This window comes from Marivita lacus, assembly GCF_014637725.1.
GTDB lineage: Bacteria > Pseudomonadota > Alphaproteobacteria > Rhodobacterales > Rhodobacteraceae > Marivita > Marivita lacus.
In genome coordinates this window covers 1-995 of record NZ_BMFC01000056.1, presented here as the reverse complement: position 1 = coordinate 995, position 995 = coordinate 1, and the positions used below count along the sequence as shown (strand labels likewise).

The following is a 995-nucleotide window of genomic DNA, read 5'->3' as shown; positions in this document are numbered from 1 at the left end:
TGCACGAGGCCCTGTTCGGCGGTCCAGAAGGCCCGCGATCCAAGCCTGCTCAACTCGGAGCGTGCCGCATCCGACAGCTTTGAAAACACGGGGAAGATGTCGAGCACCAGAAAGCCGCGATGGTATTCCAGCCGGTCGCCGGGAACGGCTTGCGCCACCCAGGCGCAGAACTCGATCTCTGAAAGCGGTCGGCGGGCGCGAACGGTGATGAAGGGTGTGGTTGTCATGAACATGATCTCCTCCTGCTCCCTCTACTCAGGCCGCTGCCAGATCGTCCCAGCGTGGATCGCTGCCGCTTCGACGGTCCCGTTTGAGGCATTGTCCAAGTCGTCCGGCTGGCCCGTATCCGCGTCGGCATAGACCGCCACGAGAGGCGTCCCATCCTGGTGGGACCCGGCATTCTCGATGCGGTATGCACGCTGGTTCTTCAGGATTTGCGGCAGCTCCCAGCGGCGGTAGAGGCCGGGGATGCGCGTGAGGTCTGCGGACAAGAGGTCGGTTTTGCGGATCATGCGGGTCACCTTTCAATTCGAGTTGGGCGCGCGGTAGCGTCAGAATGGGAAAAGCCACCGCGCCGCAGGGATCGGGACATCGGGTCAGGCCGGTTCATGACCCGCACCTTCTCGGTCGATTTCACAACGGGGTTTTTGGAAGTGCTCGATCGAACCTGCTCACACTCGAAAGCCTCGATATCCTCGAGCCGGTAGACGACACGCCCGCCGAGCTTGACAAAACACGGACCCTCACCGGTCCAACGCCACCGTTCGAGCGTGCGGTGCGAGATGTTCCAGCGATCGGCAAGATCGATCTGGTTCAGATGCCTGAGGGCCATGCTGGTCTCCGTTGAATTGCGTTTCGGTAAATCCAGCAGCGCCAAAGCACCGGGACATACGAACATTTTCAATCGGTTAGGCTTCTTTTCATATGTTCAAGCTGGATTTTTCTTGTGACATCGGACAATGAAAAAGCCCCGAGAAATCGGGGCTGCTTCAGGT

The 995-nt window shown here is 59.7% G+C and carries 3 protein-coding genes; all 3 read right to left on the bottom strand.

Translation table 11 applies throughout. The features are described from left to right. Positions 1–233: hypothetical protein (locus tag IEV82_RS23460; protein WP_188484499.1), on the bottom strand; the 233-nt coding region annotated here is incomplete at its 3' end. An 18-nt stretch (positions 234–251) separates the two neighbouring features. Next, positions 252–512, bottom strand: coding sequence for a hypothetical protein (locus tag IEV82_RS23455; protein ID WP_188484498.1), 261 nt, complete (start codon positions 510–512; stop codon positions 252–254). Between the two features lie 5 nt (positions 513–517). Next, entirely contained in the window at positions 518–832 is a 315-nt protein-coding gene (locus tag IEV82_RS23450) for a helix-turn-helix transcriptional regulator (RefSeq protein WP_188484497.1), read from the bottom strand. Positions 833–995 lie beyond the last annotated feature (163 nt).

Bases quoted from the DNA above. Each gene is read 5' to 3' on its own strand.
- IEV82_RS23450 (WP_188484497.1), bottom strand. From the start codon at position 832: ATGGCCCTCAGGCATCTGAACCAGATCGATCTTGCCGATCGCTGGAAC.
- IEV82_RS23455 (WP_188484498.1), bottom strand. From the start codon at position 512: ATGATCCGCAAAACCGACCTCTTGTCCGCAGACCTCACGCGCATCCCC.